The organism is Rhodococcus sp. IEGM 1307 (assembly GCF_030056915.1).
In the GTDB taxonomy this organism is placed as follows: domain Bacteria; phylum Actinomycetota; class Actinomycetes; order Mycobacteriales; family Mycobacteriaceae; genus Rhodococcus_F; species Rhodococcus_F opacus_D.
Genome location: NZ_JASHKW010000024.1, coordinates 113,772 through 135,187, shown reverse-complemented (window position 1 = coordinate 135,187; position 21,416 = coordinate 113,772). Strand labels below are relative to the sequence as shown.

21 protein-coding genes and 3 pseudogenes are annotated in these 21,416 nt (G+C 66.4%); 4 read left to right on the top strand and 20 right to left on the bottom strand.

Annotated features, from left to right (window positions below):
* The 9 genes from QM841_RS35260 to QM841_RS43595 all read right to left on the bottom strand — a co-directional run bounded on the left by QM841_RS35260 (position 1) and on the right by QM841_RS43595 (position 8,229).
* Positions 1 to 441: a phage tail protein gene (locus QM841_RS35260; RefSeq protein ID WP_124395756.1), complete on the bottom strand. Its 441-nt coding sequence runs from the start codon at positions 439 to 441 to the stop codon at positions 1 to 3.
* Positions 434 to 2,125 (bottom strand): phage tail sheath family protein, encoded by a 1,692-nt coding sequence (locus QM841_RS35255; RefSeq protein WP_283335520.1) that lies wholly within the window; start codon positions 2,123 to 2,125, stop codon positions 434 to 436. The genes QM841_RS35260 and QM841_RS35255 overlap by 8 nt, the downstream gene beginning before the upstream one ends.
* The gene (locus QM841_RS35250; RefSeq protein WP_124395758.1) at positions 2,122 to 2,559 is read right to left on the bottom strand and encodes a phage tail protein; all 438 of its coding nucleotides are present in this window, start codon (positions 2,557 to 2,559) and stop codon (positions 2,122 to 2,124) included. Before QM841_RS35250 ends, QM841_RS35255 begins: the two co-directional genes overlap by 4 nt.
* 19 nt (positions 2,560 to 2,578) lie before the next feature.
* The gene (locus QM841_RS35245; RefSeq protein WP_283335519.1) at positions 2,579 to 4,222 is read right to left on the bottom strand and encodes a phage tail sheath family protein; all 1,644 of its coding nucleotides are present in this window, start codon (positions 4,220 to 4,222) and stop codon (positions 2,579 to 2,581) included.
* Between the two features lie 30 nt (positions 4,223 to 4,252).
* The gene (locus tag QM841_RS35240; protein ID WP_283335518.1) at positions 4,253 to 5,227 is read right to left on the bottom strand and encodes a serine/threonine-protein kinase; all 975 of its coding nucleotides are present in this window, start codon (positions 5,225 to 5,227) and stop codon (positions 4,253 to 4,255) included.
* Positions 5,224 to 5,841 carry a Pvc16 family protein gene (locus tag QM841_RS35235; protein ID WP_124395761.1) on the bottom strand — a complete coding sequence of 206 codons (618 nt, stop codon included), beginning with the start codon at positions 5,839 to 5,841 and terminating at the stop codon, positions 5,224 to 5,226. Before QM841_RS35235 ends, QM841_RS35240 begins: the two co-directional genes overlap by 4 nt.
* Positions 5,842 to 5,967: 126 nt before the next feature.
* The gene (locus QM841_RS35230) at positions 5,968 to 6,360 is read right to left on the bottom strand and encodes a hypothetical protein (RefSeq protein ID WP_283335517.1); all 393 of its coding nucleotides are present in this window, start codon (positions 6,358 to 6,360) and stop codon (positions 5,968 to 5,970) included.
* Positions 6,357 to 7,436: an outer membrane factor lipoprotein domain-containing protein gene (locus QM841_RS35225; RefSeq protein WP_283335516.1), complete on the bottom strand. Its 1,080-nt coding sequence runs from the start codon at positions 7,434 to 7,436 to the stop codon at positions 6,357 to 6,359. Before QM841_RS35225 ends, QM841_RS35230 begins: the two co-directional genes overlap by 4 nt.
* 118 nt (positions 7,437 to 7,554) lie before the next feature.
* Entirely contained in the window at positions 7,555 to 8,229 is a 675-nt protein-coding gene (locus QM841_RS43595) for a LuxR C-terminal-related transcriptional regulator (protein ID WP_502943306.1), read from the bottom strand.
* Between the two features lie 798 nt (positions 8,230 to 9,027).
* Between QM841_RS43595 and QM841_RS35220 the strand changes: the two genes are divergently transcribed.
* Both QM841_RS35220 and QM841_RS35215 read left to right on the top strand, forming a co-directional pair.
* The gene (locus QM841_RS35220; protein WP_283335515.1) at positions 9,028 to 9,219 is read left to right on the top strand and encodes a hypothetical protein; all 192 of its coding nucleotides are present in this window, start codon (positions 9,028 to 9,030) and stop codon (positions 9,217 to 9,219) included.
* A gap of 426 nt (positions 9,220 to 9,645) precedes the next feature.
* A complete protein-coding gene (locus tag QM841_RS35215; protein ID WP_283335514.1) occupies positions 9,646 to 11,574 on the top strand; it encodes a WD40/YVTN/BNR-like repeat-containing protein in 1,929 nt (642 codons plus the stop codon).
* A 3-nt stretch (positions 11,575 to 11,577) separates the two neighbouring features.
* Here QM841_RS35215 and QM841_RS35210 read toward each other — a convergent pair whose 3' ends face one another.
* The 3 genes and pseudogenes from QM841_RS35210 to QM841_RS35205 form a co-directional block, all read right to left on the bottom strand.
* Positions 11,578 to 11,772: a hypothetical protein gene (locus QM841_RS35210; RefSeq protein ID WP_283335513.1), complete on the bottom strand. Its 195-nt coding sequence runs from the start codon at positions 11,770 to 11,772 to the stop codon at positions 11,578 to 11,580.
* 419 nt (positions 11,773 to 12,191) lie between these two features.
* Positions 12,192 to 12,545 carry a transposase family protein gene (locus QM841_RS43590; RefSeq protein ID WP_502943307.1) on the bottom strand — a complete coding sequence of 118 codons (354 nt, stop codon included), beginning with the start codon at positions 12,543 to 12,545 and terminating at the stop codon, positions 12,192 to 12,194.
* Between the two features lie 262 nt (positions 12,546 to 12,807).
* A pseudogene (locus tag QM841_RS35205) lies at positions 12,808 to 13,194 on the bottom strand (alpha/beta fold hydrolase); the annotation flags it as partial.
* Between the two features lie 84 nt (positions 13,195 to 13,278).
* Between QM841_RS35205 and QM841_RS43585 the strand changes: the two are divergent.
* A pseudogene (locus tag QM841_RS43585) lies at positions 13,279 to 14,345 on the top strand (lipase family protein); the annotation flags it as partial.
* On the opposite strand, the gene QM841_RS35185 reads toward QM841_RS43585, so the two are convergent.
* The 4 genes and pseudogenes from QM841_RS35185 to QM841_RS35175 all read right to left on the bottom strand — a co-directional run bounded on the left by QM841_RS35185 (position 14,346) and on the right by QM841_RS35175 (position 15,610).
* The gene (locus QM841_RS35185) at positions 14,346 to 14,477 is read right to left on the bottom strand and encodes a hypothetical protein (protein WP_283335510.1); all 132 of its coding nucleotides are present in this window, start codon (positions 14,475 to 14,477) and stop codon (positions 14,346 to 14,348) included.
* Positions 14,478 to 14,509: 32 nt separating this feature from the next.
* Positions 14,510 to 14,659: pseudogene (locus QM841_RS43580) on the bottom strand (alpha amylase C-terminal domain-containing protein); the annotation flags it as partial.
* 214 nt (positions 14,660 to 14,873) lie between these two features.
* Positions 14,874 to 15,164, bottom strand: coding sequence for a hypothetical protein (locus tag QM841_RS35180; protein ID WP_283335509.1), 291 nt, complete (start codon positions 15,162 to 15,164; stop codon positions 14,874 to 14,876).
* Positions 15,165 to 15,433: 269 nt separating this feature from the next.
* A complete protein-coding gene (locus tag QM841_RS35175) occupies positions 15,434 to 15,610 on the bottom strand; it encodes a hypothetical protein (RefSeq protein WP_283335507.1) in 177 nt (58 codons plus the stop codon).
* Positions 15,611 to 15,901: 291 nt separating this feature from the next.
* Here QM841_RS35175 and QM841_RS35170 point away from each other — a divergent pair, with 291 nt between their 5' ends.
* Positions 15,902 to 16,861: a hypothetical protein gene (locus QM841_RS35170; protein ID WP_283335506.1), complete on the top strand. Its 960-nt coding sequence runs from the start codon at positions 15,902 to 15,904 to the stop codon at positions 16,859 to 16,861.
* A 333-nt stretch (positions 16,862 to 17,194) separates the two neighbouring features.
* Here QM841_RS35170 and QM841_RS35165 read toward each other — a convergent pair whose 3' ends face one another.
* The 4 genes from QM841_RS35165 to QM841_RS35150 form a co-directional block, all read right to left on the bottom strand.
* The gene (locus QM841_RS35165; protein WP_283335505.1) at positions 17,195 to 18,454 is read right to left on the bottom strand and encodes a glycoside hydrolase family 183 protein; all 1,260 of its coding nucleotides are present in this window, start codon (positions 18,452 to 18,454) and stop codon (positions 17,195 to 17,197) included.
* Positions 18,455 to 18,467: 13 nt separating this feature from the next.
* Positions 18,468 to 19,982: a M15 family metallopeptidase gene (locus QM841_RS35160; protein WP_283335504.1), complete on the bottom strand. Its 1,515-nt coding sequence runs from the start codon at positions 19,980 to 19,982 to the stop codon at positions 18,468 to 18,470.
* 687 nt (positions 19,983 to 20,669) lie between these two features.
* Complete coding sequence (locus tag QM841_RS35155; RefSeq protein ID WP_283335503.1) at positions 20,670 to 21,023, bottom strand: hypothetical protein; 354 nt, start codon at positions 21,021 to 21,023, stop codon at positions 20,670 to 20,672.
* Positions 21,020 to 21,235, bottom strand: a complete 216-nt coding sequence (locus tag QM841_RS35150; RefSeq protein ID WP_283335502.1) for a hypothetical protein — start codon at positions 21,233 to 21,235, stop codon at positions 21,020 to 21,022. The genes QM841_RS35155 and QM841_RS35150 overlap by 4 nt, the downstream gene beginning before the upstream one ends.
* Between the last annotated feature and the right edge of the window lie 181 nt (positions 21,236 to 21,416).

Below are 21,416 nucleotides of genomic sequence, written 5' to 3'. Positions count from 1 at the left end.
TCAGGTCCTCCGCTCCAGGCCGTTGTGGGTGAGCTCGAGCGTCTCGATCGCCACCGCCGACTGTGACGCGTTGAGATCGGGGCCGCTCCACTTCGAGGGAAATGCGCGCCGCAGCTGCCACTCGGCGACGGTGCCGGTGCCCGCCTCGTCACGGATGATCACCGAGCCGTCGAGGAACTGCGCCTTGCCCTGCGAGACCTCGAAGAACCAGTCCCACAGCCGGCGATCGACGATGCCCTTCTTCAGCACGATGGGCGACTGTTTCGTGCGGGTGGCGAATTTGTGGAGCCGGTCGTTCAGCCCGCCTTCTGCGTACTCCTGCACCTCGGTCTCGAGCTGCAGTCCGGTGCATTCGGCGAAGCCGCCCGGCGGCAGCCCGATGAAACTCACCTCGAAGCGGAAGGCGCGGACCGGATCCGTCCGCGCACCGGTCTCAGGCATCGATTCCTCCCCTCACCACGGACGGGGCGCCCTCGGCGCTCAACGTCACCCGCACGATCACGAACTCGGCGGGAGGCGGGGGACGCAGCGCGATGCGGCAGGTGAGCCGACCGAGCTCGATCTGGTCCGGCGGGTTCGTTTCGGCGTCGCACCGCACATCGAAGGCCTCGGCGGCGGTGGCACCGTCGAGCATTCCCGCACGCCAGAGGTCGTCGAGGAATCCGCGCACGGTCCGGTCGACCTGCGCCCACAGGTCGGCGTTGTTCGGCTCGAAGACCGCCCACGCCAGGTCCTCGCCGACGGCCTCCTCGATCATCGCGACCAAGCGGCGCACGTTGACGTATCGCCACGGCGACCGGCACGAGAGGGTGCGGGCACCGGCGACCCGGATGCCGCGCCCGTCGTAGGGGCGGATGAGGTTGAGGCACGCCTCGTTGACGATGCCGTGAATTAGGTCGTCGGCCCGGAAACCGACGTCGGCAGCCAGTTCCAGGGCCTCGTTCGCCGGCGGCTTGTGGACGCCGACCGTCAGGTCGCCGCGGGCGTACACCCCCGCAACGTGACCGCTCGGTGGTACCGGGCGCACCAGCCGGCCGGACAGCTGCAATGGGTCGGGTGCCAGTACCCAGGGGAAGTAGGCGGCGGCGAATGCGCTGGGCATCAAGGCATCACGCCACGCGATCGCGGTCGCAGGGTCGGACGCACCACGTGGTGGGTCGAGGATGGCGAACCGGTCGCGGGCGCGCTCGCACTGGGCGATCAGCTCGGCCTGCCCCGCTGCGACATCCAGTGGCGGCGGGAACTCGGTCGGGTCGGTGTCGGGCGGGGCCTGCGCTACGGTCGCGTCCAGCACGTCGCATCGGGGCACCGGGAGAGCGGTGCGCACCGATGTCCGCGGTGCCTCTTGCAGATCGGGAACGGCCAGGATCGCGATCTCGTCGATTTGTTCGAGCGCGGCGAGACCGCGCGTGACGTCGACGGTGGTCAGATCGGACAGACCGTCGACCCCACCCGCAAAGGCCGCCGGCCGGATCGTCGGTGCGGGCGGGGTACCGGGTCCGCTGAGCAGTGCGGCGGTGGCGAGCCGTGATCCGGTGGCAATGTCGTTGAGGATGTCGGGCACCTGGCGCGGACCGCTGGTTCCGAGGTCGCGCCAGTGCTCGGTCAGCCCATCGGGTGCCCGCAGCGTGAGGTCGAATCGGTCGCCGTCGCGTGCCACGGATGCCGTCATCCGGTGCGCCCAGGTCCCCGGGTTCGGCAGCGCCGTTTCTGCGCCCACTCCGGACCAGGCGGCGGTCAGTCGCACCGTCGGGTGGCCGGCATCGTCTGCGAGGTCCAGCTGGGCAGGAAGCGCCGAACTGGGATGGGCGGTGCGCACCACCCAGGCCGTGCGTCCGCCGTTGGCGAAGAACGCCTCGACCGCGTAGGCGAGATAGCCGGCGGGAGTGTGCCGACCGAACGCGGCGACGAACTCTCCCCAGCTCTCGACCCGGACCGGCATGTACAGCGGGCCGCGGCGGGCGATGCCCACGAACCCGGTGATGTCGGTGCGACGCGGGCTGATCGCCTGCCGCGCCTGTGCGAACTCGACGGACACGCCCGGCGCCCGGAACATGGACGCCGAGACTGTCGTGACGGTGTCGGCTGGCAGCAACGCGGCCGCGAGCAGTCCTGGACTGGTCACTCGAGCTCCATTCCCTCGTGGCAGATCTCGAGCGTCTCGATGGCGACCTCGTTGGTTTTGCCGTTGAAGGTGGGCCCCTCCCACTTGGACGGCCAACCCTCCCGGAAGTTGAACCGCAGGGCGGGCTCGCGGGCTTCGTTGAGCAGGGTGATCGTCCCCGTGTGGCGTTCGGTCCGGCCGTTGATGACCGTCCGTCGCCACTCCCACAGGTCATGGTTGTCGGTGAACCCTCGCTTGAGGACGATCATCGGGAACTTCCGCAGGCCGGGGAGCTTGGTGACGAACGTGTCGGTGTCCCCGGTGCGGTAGTCGATCGGATCGGTCTCGTTCGTCAGGCCGCTGCACTCGGAGAAGCCGGCGACGGTCACCCCGTCGACCTCGACCAGGAAATTGAACGCTGAGTACGGGTCGGTCCGCGCACCGGTTTCGGGCATGATTCATCCCTCCTTGTTGTCAGGACGCTTCGATGGTCTTCTGGCTGAATCGGAAGATGACGAACTCGGCGGGTTTCACTGGGGCGACGCCCACCAGGCAGATGAGCCGTCCGTTGTCGATATCGTCCTGGGTCATCGTCGTGTGATCGCATCGGACGAAGAACGCCTCCTCCGCCGTGCCACCCTGGAGCGCCCCGCTACGCCACACGCTGGTGAGGAAGTTGGAAATGCTGCGGCGCACCCGGGCCCAGGTCGGCTCGTCGTTGGGTTCGAATACCACCCACTGAGTTCCCTCCTCCACCGATTCCTCGAGGAAGATGAACAGTCGCCGCACATTGACGTACTTCCATTGCGCGTCGGGGGACAGGGTGCGGGCACCCCACACCTGGATGCCGCGCCGGTCGGCGCGGAAGTCCCGGATCACGTTGACGCCGCGGGGATTGAGGACGTCCTGCTGTCCCTTGGTGACCGACACCGACAGCGGACCCCGGTTACCCGGCAGGTCGGCGGTGATGATGCCGCGCACGATCGCGTTGGCGGGTGCCTTGTGGACGCCGCGTTCGATGTCGGTGCGGGCGTAGACGCCGGCAACATGGCCGCCCGGCGGCACCAGGTAGGTTTCGCTGGTCGCCGGGTCGAGCACCCGCACCCACGGGTAGTACACCGCCGCGTAGGAGGTGCTGGCCGGAGGGGTGACGCTGGCGGGATCACCGCCACCGACGTCATTGGTGAATTGAAGGATGCCGAAGCGGTCCTTGAGGCGCTCGCATTGCTGCACGATTTCGCCTCTGAGGGTAACGCGGACAGCCGGTGGGATATTGGCGTGGCCCTCGTCCGGTGTCGACAGCAGGGAGATTTCGTCGATGGCCTCGATGCCATGCAGGCCCGAGCCGCGGCTCGTCGCTGTGGGCGGGGACCCCAGGAAGTCGTTCAGGGCCATCGCAGCGGTGCCGTCATCGCCATTTGCTGCGGCGATGTAGGTGTGTTCCCCGTCGGCGAAGCCTGTGGGATCCGGCAGCCCGGGACCGGTCTGCGGGTTGAAGTCGGCGGTCACCAGCGTCGAGCGCCGCAGCGCACCGACAACGAAGTCCGATCCTCGCGGGTCGACCTCGAGATCGTCGAAGTCCTCGACCACGTCCGGATCACGGCGATTGGGATTGACCGCGTTGTCCGGGTTGAGCGGGTCGACAAGCGGGTTACGAGGCGCGTCGTAGTACAGCAGGATGAGCCGGAAGCGATCGGGGTCGGCCTGCCCGGGGTCGCTGGGGTTCCGGCGGCTCGCTGGCCCCACCCACGCGAACAGGCGATCGTTGAGGTTGCCCGGACCCAACGCCGTGAGAACGAGATCCGCGTTATTGGTTGACAAGGTGATCGTCGACGAGACTGCGTCGCTTCGGTGCACCCTTGCGATGTAGGCGCGCCGCCCGCCGTTGTCGAAGAACCCCTGGGCGGCGAACGGCAGATACGAACCCAGCACATCGGGATCGGCCAGACCCCCGTACCAGCGTTGGAAGTCGAGCCAACTGGTCACCAGTCGCGGTTCGGTGGGCCCGCGAACGGTCTGCCCGGCCAAGCCGGCGGTGCTCGTGCTGACACCTTCGATGGGAACCGGCCCGGTGGCGATCTCTTCGATGTAGACGCCGGGGGCTAGATACTCGGGCATGGTGAGGCTCCTTCTGGTTGCTCGCCGTCCTCACGGGAAGACGAATGGATCCACACGGGTGGTAGCGCGGGGCCGCACCTGGCTGTCGAGGACGAGTGCCGCGCCCTGAGGGGGTGTGGCGGTCACGACCGCCGGTTGCGGGCCGGCGGTCGGCAGAAACTGCTCGGTCGGGAGCCACAGTTCCCACCTCCCCTCGGCGTCGGTGAGTGTGGATATCCCGGGCGCCACATCCGTCGTCACTGTGACGCCGGGCACTGCCGCTCCGGTGGCGCGTCGGGTGCTCCCGGCCAGCGACGCCTGGCGCAGGGCTGAGGTGTCGCCGCGCGTAATCGTCACCTCGGGAACCACGATCAGTGGCCCCCCGGTGGGAGTGATCTCTACGTGCGCCGCTGCGGTGGTCGTCACGTCGTCGGCGAAGGGCAGCACCCAGTTGCCCGTGGCATCGGTGGTATAGACCGGGTTGGGAGTCGGCTGGTGTGCGGGCGGCGGGTTGACTCGCACCGTTGCCGATGCGATTCCGGTCCCGTCGGGATTGCGGAGGGTGCCGCGCAGCAGGGTCGGCCCGGTGCTCCCGGGAAGACTGGTGGCGGTGGGGAACTCATATGCCCATCCCGGCTCCAAGGCGAACCGCTGGGGAGTGTCCGGGCGAGGAAGCGACGCGATCACGGTCTCGACCCGTTGGTATCGCTCGGCGGCGATCTCCACGACGATGGCGGGCGGCGGGTCGGGTCGGTAGCGACGGACGAATCCTTCCCGACCGGTCACGAGCCCGAACCACAGGTCGTAGCCGGCGGTGTTGCGCACCGTCACCATGTTCAGCGGTTCCGGGAGGCCGGTCCGAACGTGGTTCGCCTCGGTTGCCACGATGCGATAGCGCACCCGGCCGCGTACCCGGGGGTTGGGGCCGACGATGCCCCGATCTCGGGCGTGCCGGTCGACCAGGTCGAAGATCAGGGACGGCGCCGCTGTCCTGCGCTCCCAGACGGTGTAGGCGGGGGTGGTCATACCGGTTCCGATTCCGGCACAGGCCCGTAGTCACCGGAGAGCTCGACCACGCGCGCGTTGGCGGGCTGGCGACTGGAGTCCAGTCGGGTGACTTTCACCTGGTAGCACACCGACAGCCGGTACGGTTCCTTGAGCGCGTCCCAGATCCGCGTCAACTCCTCGAGTGTGTGGCGGTGGAGGGTGATCCGCAATTCCTCGGCCACCGAGGCCGCCTGGTCGACCATCAACGTGCTCGCGTTGTCGTACAGGGCGAGCATCGACTTGCCCAGCAGGAGATGGTCGGACTCGCCGGACTGCGCGAATGGTGTCAGCAGGTACATCAGGTTGAGGGCCATCGGGGGGAAGTCGTCGCGGTAGCGGCCACGAGCGTCGGCCGGGTCGGGATTGCTGCCCCGGATCATCGGCTGGTTCTTGACGAACTCGTCCTCCACGACCTGGTACAGCCACAGCGATAGCCGATTGGCGGAGTCGAGCGCGGTCTGGGTGGGGTTGGAGAACACGATCGCCTGCTCGGCGCCCACAATTGGAAGTGTCACGGGGTCTGCGGATATTTCGTTCCACAGAACCTGGCGCAGCGCCTCGCTGACCGAGCGGATCACCATGTAGCTACTCACTGTTCGTTCCCGTCAACGCCTTACCTGCGCACGAGACGTCGTGTCCTCGCCGAGTAGTCCGATGGTTCCGTCTGTGCACGGACGCCTTACCGGCGGACGTGGGGCGCCGCTCGCGCTGTCGGTTGCTCACTGTTGCACCGCCGTCGTGTGCACCGCTGCGACCAGGGTGCGTGGTGACAGCGCGCCGAGCGCCTGGCGCTCGGGCCGCAGTTGCCAGACCGACCCACTGTCGCCGTCGGACACAACCGTCACGACCGAACATGCCGCCGGCGCTCCGAAGTACTCGGGGTGGCCCGCCAAGAGTCGGTCGTCGTCGAGCTGCCAGACCACCACATCAGGGCGGAGCCGATGCACCACCGTTGTGAGCCGGTCGCCACTGCTCCCCGACAGCTCGTGGAGCACCCGCACGTCTGGATCTCCCGACAAGGTGCCGCGGATCAGATCGCCGAGGACTCCCGAGCAGCCCACGAGAACAACTCCCAGCGGTCTGACATCGGGTTGGGCGGACAACGGAATCATTTGCCTTGCTCCAGCTCCATGTTCCAGCGGCGCCGAAGTTCAGCCACCCGATCTGTCGTGAGCGCGGCATAGCGCACTTTGAGTCGGTCGACGTCACTCTGGCAGCCCGCAACGGTCTTGGTGGCAACACGCGCGTTTTGCTGTGCCCGTTCCACTGCATTCCACTGGCTGACAAGTTGCTTTTCATATTCGCCCGGGGTGGGCAGTTGTCCGGCGAGTTCTTCTGTCTGACGAATGATTTCGCGGTAGATGGCGAACGCGCCGAAGGTGTCAGCATTGTCGATGGCGGCTTTGAGCTGGCTTTGCAGCGTGGTCAGTCCCCCGGCCGGGGCCGCGTAGTCCTTTGTCAGGGACAGCGACTTGCCGAACGACGCGGTGGCCGCGGCGAGCCGCTTGTTTGCCGATTCGAGCTTCCGGTTTGCCGATTCAAGCAGCTGGATTGCCGGTTGCTTTGCATCCGTTTTCGATTCGCGTTGCGGGTTCGCCGCTTGTTGTGTGTCCGTAGCCGAGTCCGGGGACTTGATCTGCCCTTCCAGTTCAGACTTAACTGTGTCGACTTCCTTGGCGAAGTCATCTACCAGTTTCCGAGCTTTTTCCAGCCGCGGACCCAGCTTGTTTTCGATGCAGGCGAGCTTTTCGTCGGCAAGGCTCTTGGCTGTCGCGATTGCCTTCGGGTAGTCCGCTTTGGCATAGGCGTCGACCTCCTTGACGATGTCCTTCCGGTTGGTGGTCAACGCCCCGATCGCGGCCGTCAGGGCCTTGACATCAGCGGCCACCGCGGCGGCCCTGGCCTTAACACTGGCCTCTTCCTCCAGCAACTCTCGGAGCACAGCGTCTGGATCAGGAGGTTTCTCCGCATCCTGCGTAGGCTGACTCTTTTCGACTGCTGACGACACTTGGGCCTCGGCACTACCAACGCCAGATCCGTCCACCATCACTCCGCCTCCCAGCCATCGACGCAGACCGTGCATCCAGTAATGCGCAATCGGCAGGTCGACCACAATGAACCGACGAGTCCATAGGTGGACCACTAGATCCGGATCCTCGGAGTAGCCACCTGCATGAATCGGTTCCATCGTGGGTGCTGGATCCGGATCGGTCCGGGCATGCTCGGCGCAGCACAATGCGATGCTGATGTGTCAGCGATGTAGGCCCGCGTCGATCGAACCGGACCCAAGCGTGGGTGTGGGACCGCTACCCGCCGTGCCGTGTATAGGCTAATACCTCGACGCGGTGCCGAACTCCGAGCTTGTCCAAGATGTGGTGCACATGGTTCTTGACTGTGCACAGCTCAATGCCGAGTTGCCGCGCGATCTCCCGATTCGCGAGGCCGAGCGCGATGAGGTCCACTATCTCTTTCTCCCGAGCCGTAAGCCGAGGGAGAGGCCGCGCCGCATGACCAAGTTCCGCTAGGACAGCGATTCGCCGCATGAGCCCCGCAGAGATCTGCGCTGAGCACACAGTTTCACCACGCGCAACGGCTCGTACAGACGCCACCAGATCATCGAGAGAACCGTCGCGGGAAACGTAACCCGCGACACCCAACTCGGCACAAGCCACCACGTGCGTCTCGGTCTCCGGTACTCCGAGCGCTACAACCTTTGCCCCGGGCACGACCCGGACGAGTGAGCGGGCGGTCTCAGAGCTATCCTGCAAGGACATGTCCAGCAGGACAACATGCGGTGAGAACTGGCACACCCGAGCCAGACCGTCTCGGCCACCCGCAGCTGTCCCCACCTCAGCGACGTCCGGCAGCTTACCCAGGACTTCTGCCAACCCTTCGCGGTAGAACCGGATCGCCACAATGAGGAACAGGCGCAACAGATCTGGCGCCCTGCCCGTTTCACATTGCGCCCCACCGAGTGTCATCTCCCGAACCGTGTGCCTCACGCCAAGTCATCGGCAGGGGACAAGGGTGATCCCACGATGAAAGCAACACGAACCGCCGGGGACCACCTCGGCTTCCCGGACTCGTCCGGCGGAACGGCTTCGGCAATCGTCATCGGACGAGCACCACCACCGCCGGTGGACTCCATGCGTCGCCCACCGGGTGTGGCCCATGGTCTCATGATCCGATAACCCCCTCGCTAATCATTTGATGGTCCGGCGCCGCTCTGCATCGAGACCGGTCTGTCTGATTCTTCCTCTTTCGGACGACCATGTCAGCGATAGTTCGCCTCTCGAATCGTTTCGGCCGCGGTTCGAGCGTCTAACCTGCGTTGGTGACGCCTCGGGGTCAAGGCCCGGCATCGGGGCAAGCAACCCCAACGAACGCATCAATTCGTTGCGGAAAGGGGATGGAGATTGAAATTCTGCACGAAACCATCTCCGCCTCAACCTAATCGCCCACTAACAGACATTAGGTCGGCTGTGTCGGCGAGTCCCGTTCGCTGCGATTCCGAATCTCCGTGTCCGGGTACGGAAGCCATTGCTCGCCCGCGCCCACAACGAGAGAAATCGAATCCTGCAATATACCAACGACCAAGCCCGGACTTTGCGAAAATGAGCACGGATCTTGGAGCTGCAAGTCGGGTATGCAGCAGTAGTTATCGGTATCCACCTGACGCACGGTCGCCAACTACCGCGCCGTCTCGACGCCTTCCCGGGGGGTCCAACATGAGGACTGGTGTGAGAACACTCGGTGCTGCTCTTTACATTCTCGCGGCGGTGTCAGCTGTCGGGTTCGCGATGAACGTGGTGTTCGGTCCGCAGTGGATCGAGGCCCTGTTCGGGATCGAGCCGGACGGTGGTGACGGTTCGCTCGAGGCGCTGGTGGTGCTGGCGCCCGCCGTTGCCGCCGCCGGGTTAACCGTCGCTGGGTTCGTTTTGAGGCGGCGGCCTCGTCCGGAAGCGGGGTAACCGCATCTATCCGCGCGATGTCCGAGCGTGACATGCACGGGGTGCGCTCGTCGCGATTTTCGGCGGCAACCGCACAGAGCCCGACCCAGTCGGCCGCCTGCCCACGCCACGACGCTCGCGGCGCACGGCCGATTGCACAGCGCGATTTGATCGAGGAGGTACATCTCCATGGCCCGCAAGACAATCGTCGTGCAGCAGCGGTACGCCGACCGGCCCCGGAAATCGGAATCACCGACCGCTGGACCGGATCCTACGACCACGCACAAAGTCCGCAGCGACTGGTTCCAGGCGAGGGAGGCTTGGCCCCTTCGGGAGTCGCCTATCGATGTGCTCTTGCAAGAACGTGCCCGGGCCCAGGCGGAGGTGCCGCCCGCACCGGGTAGCGACCTGTGGACCTCGGTGGGGCCATCGAACATCGGCGGGCGCATGACCTGCTTGGTCTGCCACCCCGATCACCCGGAACGCCTGTGGGCCGGTGCGGCTGGGGGCGGTGTCTGGCACAGCCCCGATGCGGGCATGACATGGCAGTCGTTGTGGCACGACCAACCGTCGTTGAACGTCGGCTCGCTCGCGATCGATCCGCAGCAGCCGGACACGATCTACTGCGGTACTGGTGAGGCGAACCTGTCCGCGGACTCGCACCCGGGGATCGGCGTGATGCGCTCGCTCGACGCGGGCGCGACCTGGCAGATGCTGGCGCCCGCGGCCACACTCGGTCTGCCCCGTCGGATCGGTGCTCTTGCCGTCGACCCGTTCGATTCCCAGCACCTGCTGGCCGGTGGTGTCGGCCACCGCCCGCAAGATGCCGCGGGCCTCTTTGTTTCGCGGGACGGTGGCCTGTCCTGGGGCCGGGTGCCTCTGGCCGGCCCGGCGGGGTATCGCTGTCATGACATCCAATTCCGCACCGACGATGAGGGGCTCATCTACGTCACGATCACCGCCCAAGGAGCGAAGAGCGGCATTTGGCGGAGCCGGGACGGCGGCGTGACGTGGCAGCAACTCGGTGGCGGGCTCCCGGCGCCCGCCGCAATCGGCCGCACCTCACTCGCGCTCGCGCCATCGGATCCGAATGTGCTGTACGCCCAGATAGAGCGCCAGAGCGCCGTGCTGGGCATCTTCCGCACCGGGGACGGCGGCGACACGTGGACCGCCGTGGGCGGCAACCATTTCGCTGACGAGCGGCAGATGTCCTACAACAACACCATCGTCGTCCACCCCTCGAAAGCGAACTGGGTGCTCTGCGGCGGCGTGGACCTGCATCGCACGAAGAACGGCGGCAACACCTGGACCAAGGTGACACGTTGGGACTCCGACCGAGGTAATCCGAACTACGCGCACGCCGACCACCATGCGCTGGTCATGCCGACGGGGGAACCGGGTTCGGTGTACGACATGAACGACGGCGGGATGGACTTCAGCGCCGACGGCGGAACAAAGTGGGAGAACCGAAGCAACGGCCTGGCCACCAACATGTTCTACGACCTCGAAGTTGCCCAGACCAGCGGCGACTTCATCGCCGGCGGCGCTCAGGACAACGGAACACTGGCCACCCTCGATGGGCAAGCGCACACGTACTTCGAGCTCTCCGGCGGCGACGGCGGCTGGGTTGTCATCGACCCCCAGGATGCCAATCATCTGTTCACTACCTGGCAGTTCATGGGAATGGCCCGCTTTCGCGCCAGTGACGGCTGGAAAGAGGTGTCCCCGCCGGAGGACCAGGCGAAGCCGTGGATGATGTTCGTGGCGATGGACCCGAAGAACCGCAAGACGCTGTTCACGGGGTCGCGGCGGGTGTGGCGAACGAAGAACGACGGCGACAACTGGACGGCGGTGTCGGAGGTCCTCGACGGCAGCGACATCACCACCGTCGAGGTCGCGCGAGCCGACACCAACCGTGTCTACATCGGCACCGAGAACGGCGGATTCTTCCGCAGCACCGACGGCGGCGCGACCTGGAGCGACAACCTCGCCAGCACACTTCTGCCCGGCCGCACCCTCACCCGGGTGCAGAGCCGGGCAGGCGATGCCGACGTCGTTTACGCGACGGTCGCCAACTTCGGCACCCACCACGTCTTCCGTTCCGCCGACGGCGGACTGAACTGGACCGACATCGACCGCGGAGAGCTCCCCGACGCCCCCGCGTTGTCGATCGCGCTGCCGGCGGCGCATCCGGGACGGATCTACGTGTGCGGTGACGCGGGGGTTTTTGTCTCCGACGACGACGGCACCAGCTGGGCAAACCTGACCGGCAACCTTCCGAATGTCACGGTCGTCGACCTCGTCTACCACGAACAGGAGCGCTTGCTGACCGCCGCGACCTACGGCCGGAGTATCTGGCGCCTGCCGGTGGACTGACCGTCACTCGCCGCCGCCGTGACGGGTTTCGAACCACTTCGACCGCTGCTCGAGAACGTCCGGAGCTTCGCCGAGCTTCGGTCCGGGCGCACCACGCCGATAGAGCCGGAAGCTCGTCGGCTCCGGCGCTGTGCGGACGACGACGCTGCCGCCGGACGGGATCAGCCCGAGTGTCGCGGCGCCGTCTGGCAATGCCACGACAAGCGAAGCGGCGGGCTGGGCCCACGACAGGAGAAAGCTGTTCACAACGCCGGAGGAGGAGGGATCGACGAATAACACGTCCCCTATGCCGCCCGAAGGGTCGAGTGTTGCGAGTCCCTGATCGGTAAGTTCCCGGGCCGAAACGACAATCGCCCGCCCGCCCTCGGCTGATCGAAACCGCCGACATCCGACAGACGCGTCGACAAGAGCCGCGTCAACCCGGTCCAACGGCCCGTCTCCCCGGTCGGTCGTGCCGAACGACTCGACCGGCTCCCAATCTCCGCGCATACTCACCTCCAGTGAGGTCTACCACTGACAGCCTCGCATCGTTCCCGGGCCCGCGCAGTCGTCGCCAGCAACCGGAAATCTGTGCCCCCACCGAATCGGCCACATCGTCGCCGCTGCACTCGTCATCCTCACGATGTGATGCGTCGTAGCGCTGTGAAGCTGGACTTCAGCGGGGCGTCGGCGCACTCGGCGGGTGCTCGTAGCGCGAATGAGCAGGTTCCGGGCGCGGTTGTCGATCGCGGGGTCGGCGCCATTGAGGGGACCTGGATGCCGTCCCCGGCGCCGGTGTAGCCCCTGTCCGCCAGAGTGGGCAGTCCAGCCGCTGCGGCCGGGTAGAGGGCAGGCAGCGCGTGGGCTCGAGCGCAGGTGATGTCGTGGACCGACCCCGGCTCGACCGGTGAAATCCCGACCGGGTACCCGGTCGGGTCGGTTACGACCTGAATGTTCCCGCCGTGGGCGTGGCGCTTTCCGGAGTACCACAGATCTTGTCCCGCAGCCTATTTCGCACTCGTCAGGTCGGGCGCGAGCTTTGGCGATCACCTCGATCGCTTCGTGCAGGTACCGGCTCATAGCACGCGCTCGGGATCTGCCCGGCGACCGCCAGGCCTTGCCACGGGGGCGTGAGGAGGTCCTGCTCGCCGGCGATCACCAGCGTCGGCGCGGCGACCCGGCCAGCCGATCGAGCGTGTCGTGCTCTTCGTCGGCCCGCCACTGCTCGGCGGTGGTGCGGATCTGCGTCTCGGTCTATGGGAACAGCGGACGGAACTGCTCCATCATCGACTCGAACTCCGGGCTGTTGAGCAGCTCGGGTGAGAAGGCGAGACCGAGCGAGGTCAGCGCGGCCTCCATGTCACCGGTCGCCCACGGATGTCCCAGGGCGGTGAGCATCGCCCGCATGTAGCCGTCCGCCCGTCCCCAGGTCCCGTTCAGCACGAGCCCGCCGACGCGGTCGCCATGGGCGAGGTCGAGATCCTGCGCGACGGCGCTGCCGAGCGACCAGCCCAGCACGTGCGCCCGCTCGATCTCGAGCGCGGCGAGCAGTGCCGCCGCGTCCGCCGCCAGCGACGCCATGGTGATGCGCCCCTCGCCGCGCCGGATCGGCCGAGCCCCCGATTGTCGAAGGCGATCACGCGGTGGCGTGCCGCGAGCGGGGCCACCAAAGGTTCCCGCAGACCCAGGTCGACTCGTCCTGTTTGCTCATTGGGAGTGGAACTTATGAGGCGACGCTCGGGCGGATTCCTCATGGCGGTTTCTTGGTGCACTTGTGTTCGGGGTGCTGACCCCCGTTCCCGCGATCGCGCAACCAGCGCACCCGGCACCCGACCCCAACCCCATCTACCGCGCGCCCGCCGACCTCGGCACCCGTCGTCCCGGTGACATCGTGCGCACCCGCCGCATCGACGCCTGGATGTACGCGAACTCCGACGGCTGGCAGATCGCCTTCCGCTCGACGAACTCGGCGGGCCACCCGATCCTCGCGGTCACCACGGCGCTGCTCCCGCGGGGGTGGCGAACCCGCCGCTGGTGTCGTACCAGGCCATCGTCAACTCACTCGGCACGAACTGTGAGCCATCGCACTCACTGTTCAACCTGGAACTGCAGGAGTCGCCGGGACGCTACCTCGCGCTGCAGCGGGGCTGGGCGGTGTCGGTCCCGATCACCTCGGCCCCACCGGTGCGGCCAGGCTCGGCGGCATGATCACCCTCGACAGCGTCCGGGCCGTGCAACGGCTTCCCGAGCTGGATTTGGCGCACAGTCCGGTGGCCCTGGCCGGGTACTCTCGCGGCGGGATGGCGAGCGCGTGGGCTGCGGCGCTCGCCCCGAGTTACGCGCCGGAACTCGACATCGCCGCGGTGGCGGCGGGCGGGATTCCCGCCGACCTCGAGCAGATGGCCGAGGGACTCGGGTTCAATCCGCATCCCGGATTCGGGCACGCGTTCGCCGCCGCGATCGGGCTCGAGCGCGAATACCCCGACCAGCTTCCGATCTCGTCGCAGCTGAACGCGACCGGCGTGTGAGCGCGTGACTGGATGTCCAACGAGTGCCGGCGCTTCCTGCTGTTCCACGGCGCGTTCCGCAGCGCCGGACATGCTGGCGGCGTCGACAACCCTGTGGGCAGAGCTCGACGGCGCATCAGGTGTTGCGGAACAACAGTCTGCGCTACTTCCGCGACGTCTCCGACCGCACCGCTCTACCTGTGGCACGGCACGCTGGACGGCTTGACACCGTACGACCCCGTCGCCGACGTCGCGCGCCGCTACTGCGCCGCCGGGGCGCGGATACTACGTCTGCTGGTCGCCGCGGTCGGTCGCGAACACCAGGATGCTGGTGGCCGGGATGGTCAAGTGTGCGGAGTGCGGCAGGCCGTGCAGCGGTGTGCCGTCGGCGCTGATTCCGCCCTCGTTGCCCTGCACCCAGGGTTGGGGAAGTGATCGTAGCCTTCGCTGTTGAAGACCTCGTGCCAGTGTCCGGGCCGCGGGAAGCCGGGCCCATAACCGTGGACCGTCGACTCGCCGAGACTGACTACGACCACGACATCGCGCCCCACGTCCGGCACCCATCGGTGAAAGGCCAGCACCCGATTCGCCTCGTCCATCCCGTAGACGGTGATCGGATCGGCGCGCAGCGCCGGGTGCCGCCGCCGCAGCCGGATCACATCCCGGGTGAAGCGGTGGAAGTCGCTCATGCGGCGGTCCCCGCCGCCGAGGCCGTCCCACCAGATCAGCAGGTCCGCCCGGCTGGGGTTGTCGGACCACAGCTGTCCTCGAGGAACTCCTGCCCCATGAACAGCATCGGCACGCCCGGTGCGGTCAGCAGCAGGCCGGTGGCGACGCGGGCGCGGCTGCGGGCGTACCAGGACCGGGGTCGGTAAGGACCGCGAGGCCGTGCAGGTGGCAGATGTCGATGAACGCCTTGAGCTGGTTGACCTGCCCGCGCAGCTGCGCAGGGGACAGCGGCGGGCAGCCCTTGTTCGCCAGCAGCGCATTCGCGGTCTGCAGATACGGGGCGAGGTCCGCCGGGTCGACGCAATAATCCATCTCCGGCGAGAACAGGTCGGTGCCGTTGTAGCCCAGGCTCCACTCGCCCTGGAATTCGACCACGGGAAGCGGCTGGAGCCGCGGTGACGCCCAGATCGGCGAGGTACTCCACCCGGTCGAGGACGTCGAGGAACTTCGCCACCCGACCCGGCCGGCGATCGCGGCCCCGGCCGTCGGCGGCGTAGAACCGGCCCACGTGAAACTGGTACACGATCAGATCCGCGAACGCCGTTGGGCGGAAGTCGACATCGTGCCACGGATAGGAGTCGCGGTCCCGCACGATAGCGTCGCAGTCGGGATACCCGGACAACTCCAACTCCCGCGCCCACGGATCACGCTTGAACCCCTCCCCGCCCGGTCACGAAGAACCCCCATTTGGTGCCGTCCACGACACCCGGGAAGTAGCCGGTCCAGTGGCCACTGGCCGGATCCTTCACCAGCTCGTCCGGCGGTACCGGGCGATGGCCGGCGGCCATGCTCGCCAGGTTCTGCGACTGTGTACCGAGCATGACGTCCTTGCGTGCGCCCGTACGCGCATTGGCGAATTATACGCTTCTCCAACGGTTTTCGAACATCGCTTGAGTAGTGATCGCCCAGACTGTGCAACCGCGAAATTCATTCTCAACCACTTTGCGCAGATCACAACGTTACGGTGAGGAGGTCGGTGATTCCCGAATGGGAAGCGTTGAGCATTGGATGCGGTCCGAGTTGCAGCCGATGTCGAATCCGTTGACGTTCGTGGCCTGGACAGCGAGGTGCCACGATAATCTAAATCAAGTCCGGAACCTGCGGAGGTCAACATGAACTTCGATGTGACAGCCAACCGTGTGGTTCTGGTGGCCATTTGTCTGGGCTACTTCGTCATCATTCTGATCACCAACCGCGGACTGATCGCCGCGCCGCGCTACCGGCTGCTCAGATCGCAGATCAAGGACCTACGCGACCGTGCCTGCATCATGGTCGATCAGGCCGGGACAGAGCCGCATGCGAGGTCCGCGTACGTGTCGATCCTCATGTCTCTCAACGATCTCAAGGGCAGTAAACGGCACCCCGTTCTCGAACGCCTCGGGTGGGTCTTCAACGTGCCGCTCACCAAGCTGGTCGCCGACATCCAGAGGCTCAACGCGCTGCAGCGCAGATTGGTGCAGCTGGTCCCGGGCGACGACCTGTCGGCATATGCAGAACCCATCCTCCTGAAACTGTGCGCGCTCGATCAGGACACCGAGCAGAGGCTGCGCACGCTGCTCGGTGAAGCGACCACCCCCGGCACCAGGCGCATCATCATCGAGGGTGCGCACAAACTGGTGCACGAACGAGAAGAAGAGGGACTGGCCGCCGAGCTGGAAAACACACGTATCACCCTGTGGCTGGCCATAGTCGGCCTGTGCGGGATCATTGCGGTCGGAATAGCTCTCGGACACGAGCAGACGATGCTACTCGGTGCACTCGGCGGATTCCTCGCTCCGGCAGTGACCACGCTCACCGGGAAGCGGGCATCCTCGTCGTGGGGTGTGATGGTTCTCAGCCCCGTCGGTGGTGCTCTGACCGCGGTGGGAGGACTACTGCTGGTGCGATTCCTGTCCGACCCACGAATCAACATCCTCGGCAGCGTCTTCCTGGACAACTCGTGGGACGCTCCCTACACCCCGATCGCCCTGGCGCTTGCGCTGCTGTTCGGCTTCTCCGGCCGATTGTTCTCCAGCATGGCGATCTCGGCGACCGCACAGTTCGACGGGACGAACAAGACCGGGGATGCATAGCGTCGAACGATCGAACGAGGCCCCGATCTTGTCATTCCGCGTTGCCGGCGAGGATTTGGGAGCGCCGATCAACCATAACTCTCCTCGTGAAATGAGGAAGTCGGACATCCCTCCGGCAGGGGCCAGCGTCCGGATTCGTCAGCAGTGTTAGCGATTCAGTCGACACCTTCTACGAAAAGTTCTCCAGCCGTTGCGCAAAATGGGTACGACCAGCGCCCCTGCAGTCGTGGCCGGCGTCCCAGGCCGAACCAGCGGCGACGGGCGGGCACCCGCCGAGGCCGGCGGAGACGTAGCGGGAGCATTTGCGTCGTGCCACCATCCGCACGGAACGTGTTACCCCAGCACCTGATCGACGTCGATGCCCGCCTTCTCGCACAGCGCTCGGAGCAGTTTGTTGTTCTGCTCGGCCAGGGCGTGAGTGGACAGAATGTGGCCGAACTGATCGTCCTGGCGGTCGGCGGGCACCGGGCGGCCTTCGAGACCGAGGTTGGTGACCTCCTTCCACAGGATTTCGGCGATGGCCTCTCGCAGATCAAGCTTGCGCCCGGATCCGTCGTAGAGGGCGACCGGGTGGTCGTCCCGGAACGCGGCGGCGACTTCGCGTGCACTCATGTGTTCGTCCTCCTCGATCGGTACTGCGGGTTGAACCTGTACCCGAAATTGCATGGCCCGATACGGCCATCCGGATTCGGCCCATTCGGACACGATGATATGAAAGTTGTCGAACGTGCTGTCCGGGTGCACGTATCCGCCGTACAGGCGGGTCACGACGTCGGGGCCACCGTTTCCCGACGGTCCCCGTACCGGCCGGAATGTCGGAGCGGTGTGCCAGTTGTCGGTGATCTGTCCGACGACGCGGATGGTGATGTTGTATTCGGCTTCGTTGAAGTAGCTGAGCACCCAGTTGTTCTGCATCCGGCGCAGGCACAGTTCCCCGACCTTGGACCCGACCGGCAGGATCGGGGTGGGCGGATTGCCCCACGCCCAGGAGCCGTTGCTGAACCCCCAGGGCTCGTAGAAGTCCCGGTCCAGCAGCTGGTCCTCGGGGCAGCGGAACAGCAGCACGTTCTTGTCCCGTTCGAGGCCGCCGGTGGTCATCACGTAGACGAACCCGTCCCCGCCGCGTTCCCAGGTCAGCATCCGGCGGTGACCGCCGAATTCCCATCCTTCCCACCGGGCCTTGGGTCCGCCGTGGGTCCAGGTCTCGCCGTTGTCGTCGGAGTATTGGATCTCGGTCCACCGGGTGTCGGGCAGGCCACGGACCGCGAGGACGTGCAGGTAGATCCGGCTGCCGATCACGATCGCGTCGGTCGGGAGTACGGTGTTGAACTCCGGGTTGTTGTGCGGGTAGTCCCAGAGCTGTTTCGCATGGTTGCCCCCGGCCGCGCGGTGAAACCGCACCCCGTCATCGAGGTCGTGGGTGTGGCTGTAGAGCAGTACCGGGCTGCGCCAACCGGGGCCGCCGACCCGGTTCTCGGCGAAGGTGTCACCGAAGAAGAATCCGATCTCGCCCGTGGGCACCCGGACCGGGATGCCCAGGTCGGTGCCGCCCACACCGAACTGCGGCACCGGAGTGAGATCCCTGATCTTCATGACCGCACCAGGTTCATCGGCCGAGAACCTCCCCGGCGATGTAGTCCCACAGCGCCGCGTCGTCGACCGGGAACGGTTCCGGACCCGGGGGCGGGGGGCCTTGCCCCAGACCGAGCATCGCTTCGAGTTCGTCGGTACTCAGGTCGGTGTAGTTGAGGTCGCAGCGTCCGAACGGTGGGCACGGGCCGTTGTCGGTGTACTGGTGCGCGAAATAGCCGTCCGGCTTGATCTTCGGCGATCCGGGCTCCCGGCCGTAACTGGGAGTCACCAACCGAAGACCTGGTGGGCGGGTGCGCCACAGGTCCGCGTTCGACACCGGGTTCCAGTAGCCGATCACCCGCCTGTCGCCGAGCCATTCGCGGGCCCGCCGGATCTCGTCGTTGACCTCCGCCGACTGGTCCCCGGTGATCGCCCCGGCCGCGTCCTCGACGTCGGCCATGACGACCATCCGCGGATGCGGCCCGCCCTTCTCGGTGACCATCTGCATCAGTAAGTCGATGTTCGCCTGACCGGGCCGGAAGAACCAGTACACGATGAAAAACCGCAGCCTGCCGTCCTCACACGCACGCACCGCCCAGTCGTGGTTCGCCGCGAACTTCGAATCCCGCATGTTCCCGCTGTTGGATCGGAAACAGAAGATGTCGTACGGATACGCGTCGGTGGCCGGGGTGATCTGGTACTGCGACACATCCGCCCAGGTCTTGCCGCGCACCACCGGCGGCGGCGGGGTGACCGGTCCGCCGAGGTCAGGGCGTTGCCCGTGGCGGATCACGACATTCCATTCGCCCTCGAACACATAGCCGGTCACCGGCCATCCGTTCAAGATCTGCAGCGCGGTCGCTGCGCGGGCGGTGTCCGTGTCCCAGATTCCGGTTTCCGGTATCCCGCAGGTCTTCTGCCAGCGCCCCAGGCCGTCCTTCCAGGATTGCGGGTCCGTGGGGAACAGGCCGCTGATAGACTCGGCGGGTCCGTCGAGCGGACCGTAGTAATACCCCGCCGGGAGGGGAAACGCGTCAGGATCGGGCGGCCCGTACACCCAGAGGTAGCCGTTTTCGAGCCGGGTGGCGAAGGCGTCCAGCCGGGTGTCACCCTCGGGGAGGTTGATCTGGGTGTGCATCGGGTCCTTGGTGGCCCAGTCCTCACCCCAAAACACGGTGCCCTCGAACTCGGTGAGCATCTGGCGGACCGCCGCGATCTTGTCGGCCGGCATGTTCACCGACGCCCGCACCTTCCAGGGCAACCGGGTGGCATTGAGATCCACGGCCGTCCCGCTCAGATGGTTACTGTTGGCAATATCGTTGTCCCAGCTGAATCCCCAGTAGTCGCGGGGCCGGTAGCTGTCGATCCGCCAGATCCGCCGATGCCAGAGCGCGGCCCAGGCAACCAGGATCGTCGCCGCCGCGCCCCGGCGCACCTCCGGCCGCACGTTGTCCGTGCCGGGCACGAGCGGCTTGACGATCTCGCCGGTATCGCAAATGCGCCAGCCGTTCTCGGAGACTGTGTTCCCCTGGTAGGTGCGAAATCCCATCGCGCTCACCCCTCGTTTCTGTCTCACCGCCACGATCGGACGGTCCCCGATCCTGCAGCGGCGGATGGTCGTCGCGTCGTGCATCCCGGACGATAAGACCACCCACCGACACCACCAACACGCGCCTGCACGGTTCGCCGAGCTTCAGTGTGCCGCCCGGCGCGGCAAAATATTGCAAGTAGCGCCCTACTCGTTTCTCCGGAGCACCCTGGTCGAGCGACCAGTTGTCCACGGGCACGAGGAGATCCGTGGGCGGTCATTACTTGTCTGATCTGCGGACATGACAGTTCCGGTGATAGCACGTTCGAAGTAACGTCCCGGCGTTATGGGCGAGCGCGGACCCCGCTCTTCGGCGTCCAAGTGCCAGCCGCCTCGATCAAAGTCGGAGACGACCAGCAGGGGATGCACCGGACATGGCCGTTGTTGGCTGATGCACAAGCAGGGACACGTCACCGTCCGGCAGGCACGCCCGCGGGGTGCGGGCCGTTGATTGCTGCCGCTCCCCCGGGAACGCGTTCCCAGCAGTGCCCGCCACGGAGTGAGCGGCTCGGGAACGTTCCGACTGCAGTAGTTCCATCATTTCCGTCGGTCGTCACCGGCGGGGACCGGCCGCTACCGCTCTGTCCGCGCAAGGGCGCTGATGGCCGGTAGTCCCGCGATGGTGGCGGGTCCGCGGTGCTCTGTTTTCTACGACGGAGGGTTTCGTGAGGAGAAGTAGTAGCCGATGGCGCTGCCGGTCAGGCCGACCATCGCGGTGAAGACGACCTGGAACGGGCTGCTGGCGCGGTCCCACTTGTCGGCCCCGGCCCACAGCGGCACGAGCAGGTAGATCAGGCCGACCAGGAACGTCGCGACGGAGAGACCGATCGCCAGCGCCTTACGGGTGTCCTCCTGGCGTTCGTCGAGGCGGCGGATGGTGACCTCGGGCTGCTCGGTCACCTGGGGGTCGCTGCTGCCGACGTTGACCTCGTCCACGGTCGCGGTGTCCCGGGCCGCGGCGGTGTCCTCTTCCTCCGCGTTGCGCGGTCCCGGTTCGGTCACTTGAAGACGACCTCCCGCTTGGTGCCGTCGGGCTCCTCGATGAAGACCTTGGCACCGTTGGAGGCGGCCTCGTCGATGTAGGCGGTGGTGCGGATGGCCCGGACCAGGGCACTGGTCTTGGTCGAGGCGTGCCGCTTGGCGATCTCGTCGAGCGTCTTGATGTCGTCGTTGGGCAGGTTCGCGGTGACCTTGGAGACGTCGTCCTTGCTCATGATGCCCTCCTGAAGGTGTGAGTTGACCTGCTCAGTCTACCCCGAAAGCCGTACCAGGTACGGCTCAGATACGCATCACGGGTGGAGATGCGCACCGCGAACAACGCCGCACACCCAGGTGGCGGACGATCGCCGCAGGTCGAGGTGGCGAGCCACCCCTACAAGAGCGCCGAAAACATCG

Bases quoted from the DNA above. Each gene is read 5' to 3' on its own strand.
- QM841_RS35260 (WP_124395756.1), bottom strand. From the start codon at position 441: ATGCCTGAGACCGGTGCGCGGACGGATCCGGTCCGCGCCTTCCGCTTC.
- QM841_RS35250 (WP_124395758.1), bottom strand. From the start codon at position 2,559: ATGCCCGAAACCGGTGCGCGGACCGACCCGTACTCAGCGTTCAATTTC.
- QM841_RS35245 (WP_283335519.1), bottom strand. From the start codon at position 4,222: ATGCCCGAGTATCTAGCCCCCGGCGTCTACATCGAAGAGATCGCCACC.
- QM841_RS35240 (WP_283335518.1), bottom strand. From the start codon at position 5,227: ATGACCACCCCCGCCTACACCGTCTGGGAGCGCAGGACAGCGGCGCCG.
- QM841_RS35230 (WP_283335517.1), bottom strand. From the start codon at position 6,360: ATGATTCCGTTGTCCGCCCAACCCGATGTCAGACCGCTGGGAGTTGTT.
- QM841_RS35225 (WP_283335516.1), bottom strand. From the start codon at position 7,436: ATGGAACCGATTCATGCAGGTGGCTACTCCGAGGATCCGGATCTAGTG.
- QM841_RS43595 (WP_502943306.1), bottom strand. From the start codon at position 8,229: ATGACACTCGGTGGGGCGCAATGTGAAACGGGCAGGGCGCCAGATCTG.
- QM841_RS35215 (WP_283335514.1), top strand. From the start codon at position 9,646: ATGACCTGCTTGGTCTGCCACCCCGATCACCCGGAACGCCTGTGGGCC.
- QM841_RS35175 (WP_283335507.1), bottom strand. From the start codon at position 15,610: ATGCTCGGTACACAGTCGCAGAACCTGGCGAGCATGGCCGCCGGCCAT.
- QM841_RS35170 (WP_283335506.1), top strand. From the start codon at position 15,902: ATGAACTTCGATGTGACAGCCAACCGTGTGGTTCTGGTGGCCATTTGT.
- QM841_RS35165 (WP_283335505.1), bottom strand. From the start codon at position 18,454: ATGAAGATCAGGGATCTCACTCCGGTGCCGCAGTTCGGTGTGGGCGGC.
- QM841_RS35160 (WP_283335504.1), bottom strand. From the start codon at position 19,982: ATGGGATTTCGCACCTACCAGGGGAACACAGTCTCCGAGAACGGCTGG.
- QM841_RS35150 (WP_283335502.1), bottom strand. From the start codon at position 21,235: ATGAGCAAGGACGACGTCTCCAAGGTCACCGCGAACCTGCCCAACGAC.